Origin of the sequence: Pseudoalteromonas sp. S1612, from assembly GCF_005887175.1 — a bacterium.
GTDB lineage: Bacteria > Pseudomonadota > Gammaproteobacteria > Enterobacterales > Alteromonadaceae > Pseudoalteromonas > Pseudoalteromonas undina.
In genome coordinates this window covers 1-6,928 of record NZ_PNDH01000073.1, presented here as the reverse complement: position 1 = coordinate 6,928, position 6,928 = coordinate 1, and the positions used below count along the sequence as shown (strand labels likewise).

Here is a 6,928-nt window from a genome sequence, read left to right as displayed (position 1 = left end):
AACTAGTGTCTTTTTAATCGCGGCGCGAGGTTTGTAACCTAGTGGGCTAAGTAAAAACCGAGCAACAAAGAGTAAATCGCCCCTAGGCAGAACCCTTCGGGCAGCGCCTGTTTGGCATTGATGCTGCGTTATCGCCTATTTATGGGGAATAACCACACCACATAGGCTCTGCCTTGCCTCAATACCAAACAGACTGCTGCAAATTCAACCTTGAAAGGTCGACAGACCCTAATAAATTGAGAGGCTCGGATGACTTTTAAGCACATAACCCTCACTTTTGCATTGTTGCTTGCAGGATGTGAAGAATCTTTTACCGTGGAAGATATTTGTGTGCAATCACCCGCCATGTGCAATGATCTTAACCAAGATGGCCACTGTAAAGCACAACGAGAACATACAATCTTTTATCGCTACCTCGAATCCTTACAACCAACCGATGAGAACAAATATCAACTACTCAAAGCGTTTGAGCATTACAACCAATGTATTGGCTTAGCCGCTAATATTCAGCATATAAAACTAAAAGGTAAAACTACCGCCCGTCGACGAGCCTACCTCACCAGTAATAGAGAAATGGCACGTATTTATCAGCAAACACAAGCAACCACTCACCCTGGCCTACTCTATTACCATTGGTCAAGAAACAATGATGAAACGGCACTCACCCGGCTACTTGATCTAGAAAATACCCCCGAGGTGGAAACGAGTGCTGAAATGCAATTTTATTTAGCGTCTTATTACATTAAAGTTGATGAGCACAAAGCAATTGGTTTTTTATACAACACACTGGCGTTAAATCAAGCTAAGCAAATACCTGATCCAGAAATATACACCTCTTTAATTAGCCTTTTCTATAAGCACCACCAATATAAGCACGCGTACATTTTTGCCAAAATAGCAGAGCTCTCTGGTATAAAAAATATCGATATATTATTAATTGAGCAGCAATTAATAGCACAAGAAAAGAATTTAGACAGTTTAGATGCTCTCGCCGAGCAAACATTACACCAAATAAACCAAGGAAAATTTATTTCTCCCCGGAAATAATACAACAGATACAAAAAAGGCAGCTTGCGCTGCCTTTTTATTTATTTTTTGCTTGTGCCTACTTCGACACGGGTCTTTAACTTTTGCCCCGGCCTAAAAGTAACTACGCGACGCGCTGAAATTGGAATATCTTCTCCCGTTTTCGGATTACGTCCCGGTCTTTCTTTCTTATCTCGAAGATCAAAGTTACCAAATCCAGAGAGCTTAATCTGCTCGCCTTTTTCAAGCGCTGAGCGGATTTCTTCAAAAAACGCTTCAACTAAATCTTTGGCATCTTTTTTATTGATCCCGAGCTTTTCAAATAGGTGTTCAGCTATGTCGGCTTTAGTAAGCGCCATATCTAGTCCCTCAACGATGCATTAAACTGTTCGGCCAGTGCGGCCACCACGTTATCAACTACCTGATTGATATCTTTCTCTTCGAGTGTTCTATCAACCGCCTGCAGTGTTAGAGCAATCGCCAAACTCTTATAATTTGGCTCAATACCTTTGCCCTTATACACATCGAATAAGTTTAGGTCAACCAATTGATTTCCGCCAACTTTTCCGATGACGTTTAAAATATCACCAATTTTAACGCTGTCTTGTACTAAAATCGCGATGTCGCGGCGATTTGATGGGAATTTAGACACCCCTACAGCTTGAGGTAAATTTCTTTTTTCTAATGCCGACATTTCAATTTCAAACACAAAAGTAGCATTGTTGATATCTAACGATTTTTGCGCTTGAGGATGTAATGCACCAAAGAAACCTACTTTTTTACCATCAACATAAATAACGGCAGACTGGCCAGGGTGAAGACCATCCGATTGCTCAGCTTTAATTTCAAAGCGGCTAACATCGTTGGTAATTGCAAGTAATGCTTCAACATCCCCTTTTAGGTCATAAAAATCAACGTTACGTTTTTCTTCAACCCAATGCTCACCATGAACCAAACCAGTAATAACGCCACCAATAACAGGCACTTGGTATACACCATTTTCAGCATTTTCATCACTGATAAACTTAAGGCCGTGTTCAAATAAGCGAATACGAGGTTGTTGGCGGTTTTGGTTATACGCAACAGATGAAAGCAACCCTGGCATTAAACTTACACGCATCGCTGACATTTCAATTGAAATTGGGTGCGGCAATACCAATGCATTACACTCAGGGTGTAAAATAGCTTGCGCTTTAGGGTCAACAAAACTGTAAGTAATGGCTTCTTGATAGCCACGTGTTACTAAGGCATTACGAAAACGGCTCAGGGCAACAGTTGACTCATCATGCGTGGTCATTTTCAGTTTTGCAGTTGGTGCAACATTAGGAATGCTGTTATAACCGTATACACGTGCAACTTCTTCAATTAAATCTTCTTCGATACGAATATCAAAACGGTAGCTTGGTACATCAGCACTCCAGCTATCATTGTCAAATTTAACATCAAGTCCTAAACGCGTCAGAATATCGGTTACTTTCGCATCTTCAATATGATGACCAATAACGCGGTCTAAACGTGAACGACGTAAACGTACTTCAGTTACCTTTGGTAACTTATCAGCAGCCACAGCTTCAACAACAGGACCCGCTTCACCACCAACAATTTCAAGCAGTAACGCTGTAGCGCGCTCCATTGCATCATGTTGTAGAGCAAAGTCTACACCACGCTCATAGCGATGAGATGCATCGGTGTGTAAACCGTAGCTACGTGCTTGACCAGCAATGGCAACAGGGTTAAAGAATGCGCTTTCTAACAGAATATCAGCTGTTTTTTCAGTAACGCCAGATTGCTCACCACCAAAAATACCAGCAATGGCTAGCGCTTTATGATGATCGGCAATCACTAATGTCGATTCATTTAACTTTGCAGTGTTACCATCAAGTAAAACTAATTCTTCACCTGCGTTTGCACTACGTACTTTAATTCCACCCTCAATAGCATTTAAATCAAATGCATGCATTGGGTGACCAAGCTCTAATAACACAAAGTTAGTCACATCAACTACCGGGTCGATTGAACGCACACCACTACGGCGTAGCTTTTCAACCATCCATAGAGGTGTTTCAGCATTAAGATTAATGCCTTTGATAACACGCCCTAAATAACGAGGACAAGCTTCATCGTTAACCAACTCTATTGATACTTTATCTTCAATTGTCGGTGCTACCGCTGGAATACTTAATGTATTAACATCAATGCTGTTCAGTACGCCAACTTCACGAGCAAGGCCTTTAATACCTAAACAGTCACCACGGTTAGGGGTTAAATCTACATCTATGATGTTGTCATCTAACCCTAAGTATTCGCGTAAATCTGTGCCAATCGGCGCGTCAAGCGGCAATTCCATAATGCCATCGCCTTCTTCGCTAATGCCTAGCTCATCAAACGCACACAACATGCCGTGTGATGGTTGACCACGAAGTTTGGCCTTTTTAATTTTAAAATCACCTGGTAATACTGCACCAACAGTGGCAACAGCAACTTTAATACCTTGGCGACAATTTGGTGCACCACAAACAATATCAAGCAGTTCATCACCACCAACATTAATTTTTGTTACACGTAGTTTATCTGCATCAGGGTGCTGACCACATTCAACCACCTCACCTACAACAACACCATTAAATTTGGCTGCTGCCGGCTCTACGCCATCTACTTCTAAACCAGCCATTGAAAGCTGTTCCGAAAGAGCTTGCGTATCAATTGCAGGATTTACCCACTCTCTTAACCACTTTTCACTAAATTTCATTTTATTTCTTCACTCTTAACGGAACTGGTTTAGGAATTTTAAGTCGTTTTCGAAAAACGCACGTAAATCGTTTACGCCGTAACGCAACATAGTTAAGCGCTCTACACCCATACCAAAGGCAAAACCGGTGTATTTTTCAGGATCGATACCAACAGACTTAAGTACGTTAGGGTGAACCATGCCACAGCCTAATACCTCTAACCATTTACCATCTTTACCCATTACATCAACTTCGGCTGAGGGCTCTGTAAATGGGAAGAATGAAGGACGGAAACGAATTTCCATATCTTCTTCAAAAAAGTTACGTAAGAAGTCATGTAAAATACCTTTGAGCTCAGTAAAGCTAACGTCCGTATCGACCATTAAACCTTCCACCTGATGGAACATAGGTGTATGTGTTTGGTCGTAGTCATTACGATATACACGCCCTGGTGAAATTATACGAAGCGGCGGCTGCTCTGTTTCCATGGTACGAATTTGCACACCACTAGTTTGAGTACGCAACACCAACTTAGGATTAAAGTAAAAGGTATCGTGGTCGGCGCGAGCAGGATGGTGCTCAGGAATATTTAGCGCATCAAAGTTATGAAAATCATCTTCAACTTCAGGGCCTGATTTAACTTCAAAGCCTAGTTCACCAAAAAAGCTTTCAATACGCTCAATTGTACGTGTTACTGGGTGAAGGCCACCAGAAGGCATAACGCGCCCTGGTAAAGTTACATCGATAGTTTCAGCAGCTAGTTTTTCTTCAAGTGCTTTACTCGCTAAAAGCTCACGCTTGTCATTAATTGCGCTTTGCACATCTTGCTTAGCTTGATTGATTACCTGGCCTGCTTCTTTGCGTTCTTCAGGAGCAATTTTACCCAGTGTTTTAAGTAAGCTGGTGATCTCGCCTTTTTTACCAAGGTAGTTAACCCTGATCTCTTCTAGTTGCGCGATTTCACTGGCACTGGCAACTGCCTCAAGTGCTTGCGCTAATATATTTTCTAAGTTCATTCGATACCTGATCTTTCAAAGAAGGTGATTACAATTTTGTTAGCTAATGATAACTGAAAGCGGGGTCTAGATTCTAGACCTACTACAGCTTTAGCGTTGATTTTATGAAAGGAATAGTTAATTTTCGCTGTGCAGCCATGGATGCGTGATCTAATTTGTCTAATACATCCAATAATGCGCGCATATCACGACTTAAACGGGTTAATAAAAACCGCGCGCATTCGTCACTCAGTTCAAGACCGCGCATGTTTGCCCGCTTTACTAGCGCTTGTGCTTTATCATCATCACTCATGGAGCGAATTTGAAAGGTGGTACCCCACTTCAAGCGTGATTCTAAATCGGGCAAGCTAATATTAAGCATATTTGGCAGTAAATCAGCAGTTACTACCAGCATTTTATTAGGCTCATTAAAGCGGTTGAAGAAATTAAATAACGCTTTTTCCCATGCATCATTACCCGCCACTAAGTGAACATCATCAATACATAATACATCTAGCGCCTCAAGACCATCTAAAACCATCGGGCCAAAATGTAGAACTTCTCGCATTGATAGCAGCATATTCGATAAGCCGCGCTCCTGGGCTTGAATACAGGTGGCGTATAACAAATGGGATTTACCTGAGTCTCCTAAGCCACACAAATAAGTATACTGAAAAGCTTGAGATAGCTTAGAAAAGCTATCTTTAAGGTGGTTAACCTCTAATGAGTCTTCTCCCCCAAAATAAGAGGCAAATGTTTCATCATCAGGTAAAGTAACCGGTAGCGCCATTTGCATTGGCTCTTGAGTTAGCATTAGTTTTCAACCCATTGATACTCTAGGCTTTGCTTATCAACTATGTGATAAAAAGCACGTGGGTCGACATAATCTTTAAAAGCATTATCAAGACCAAGGGCTTTTTTAAGATCGTTTACAGTGCCGGTATGATCTAGCTTAAATTCAACAGAATCGGGAGTTTTACGTATAATAACCGCTTGGGTGACAACACTTAAGTTGAGTAGACGGCGCTTTGCCAACTCTATATCCACAAAATTATCTGTCCCTTTTAAGGTCAAATTGGCAGTACGTTGCTCATAATACGCATTCGGATCGATCGCATATTCGCCAGCTAAACCTTGCGCTAAATCATCAATCATTTGCGCAACGATTTGCTGTCTATAGCCAATAATTCGGTTAGATTCAAACATTTCGTCATTAGTAAAACGCCAATCTAATACCCAATTATCGGAGTTAAACTCTTGATACATTCTAGCAGTAATACTGCGCTCAGCACTGTAACGTTTAGATGCCTCTTCTACTGGTTCAGAAAAGTTCCCCCAAACCTCAGGGACACCAACAAGGCGTCTATCTTGTAAATCAAGCAAAGGTACAACGACAGGTAATCCACGACGGCTTGCCTTATCATAAATGAGCTGCTCTAACTGTGGGTAACTTTCTTGAGTTACTAGCTCTCGTTGCCTGTTATCTTCAATCCCTAACCAGATTGCAACCAGTGGTCGTTGCATTCCCCATAATGGCAAATTAAGCTCTTTGATTAGTGCATCGATTTTTCGTGCTTCAAACTTAACTAATAATTTAAGCTCTCCGGGGATACGCTCATCATATTCAAATTTCAGCATATAATCGGATATATCTTTAGTGCGTTCCTTAGCGACTCGATTTTCATCTGCACTTTTGTCACCACTCACTTTTACTAATACGTTAAGCAACGCTTTGCGGCTAGCGTCTAAACGAGTATCACGAGATTTATCTTCTACGACCAAAATATCTTGATATAGATCAGTTACTTCAACTGCTGATACAGAAACACAAAAGAAAATGGATAAGGCGCTAATTAATAATCTATACACAGGCAAATCATTCATGGTTTTAAACTGTTTTGATCCTAAATCAAAGCCACTAACAAAGCAAAATTATATTTTTCTCAGTCACTAACGCCATTAAGCTCGCTTTAATGATCATAAAAAACCTCAAAGTAAATACCGACTAATTAGAGTCGGTGCGCTACTTCGTTGCGATGACGCAGTAGAATATTGCGGCAAAACAGCGTGAGAGTCATACTAAAGACATGGAGGTGGCTTTAGGCTGTTATTCTTTTCCTTTTAACCTGTTACCTTTTACCTTTGTTTTTGACTTTTCTGCAGACGTAAAAAAGCCCG

General features: G+C 41.0%; 6 protein-coding genes. 1 reads left to right on the top strand and 5 read right to left on the bottom strand.

Annotated elements, in window-relative coordinates; all coding sequences use genetic code 11:
• Positions 1–249: 249 nt before the first annotated feature.
• On the top strand, positions 250–1,047 hold the full coding sequence (locus CWB78_RS17980; protein ID WP_138596786.1) for a DUF2989 domain-containing protein: 798 nt from the start codon (positions 250–252) through the stop codon (positions 1,045–1,047).
• A 41-nt stretch (positions 1,048–1,088) separates the two neighbouring features.
• On the opposite strand, the gene ihfA is transcribed toward CWB78_RS17980, so the two are convergent.
• The 5 genes from ihfA to CWB78_RS17955 all read right to left on the bottom strand — a co-directional run bounded on the left by ihfA (position 1,089) and on the right by CWB78_RS17955 (position 6,619).
• On the bottom strand, positions 1,089–1,385 hold the full coding sequence (gene ihfA / locus CWB78_RS17975; RefSeq protein ID WP_008114070.1) for an integration host factor subunit alpha: 297 nt from the start codon (positions 1,383–1,385) through the stop codon (positions 1,089–1,091).
• A gap of 2 nt (positions 1,386–1,387) precedes the next feature.
• Positions 1,388–3,775 (bottom strand): phenylalanine--tRNA ligase subunit beta, encoded by a 2,388-nt coding sequence (gene pheT, locus CWB78_RS17970; RefSeq protein WP_055013111.1) that lies wholly within the window; start codon positions 3,773–3,775, stop codon positions 1,388–1,390.
• Between the two features lie 15 nt (positions 3,776–3,790).
• Positions 3,791–4,771 (bottom strand): phenylalanine--tRNA ligase subunit alpha, encoded by a 981-nt coding sequence (pheS, locus tag CWB78_RS17965; RefSeq protein WP_008468473.1) that lies wholly within the window; start codon positions 4,769–4,771, stop codon positions 3,791–3,793.
• A gap of 82 nt (positions 4,772–4,853) precedes the next feature.
• Complete coding sequence (hda, locus tag CWB78_RS17960) at positions 4,854–5,564, bottom strand: DnaA inactivator Hda (RefSeq protein ID WP_010392888.1); 711 nt, start codon at positions 5,562–5,564, stop codon at positions 4,854–4,856.
• Positions 5,564–6,619 carry a DUF2066 domain-containing protein gene (locus tag CWB78_RS17955; RefSeq protein ID WP_171040362.1) on the bottom strand — a complete coding sequence of 352 codons (1,056 nt, stop codon included), beginning with the start codon at positions 6,617–6,619 and terminating at the stop codon, positions 5,564–5,566. Before CWB78_RS17955 ends, hda begins: the two co-directional genes overlap by 1 nt.
• Positions 6,620–6,928 lie beyond the last annotated feature (309 nt).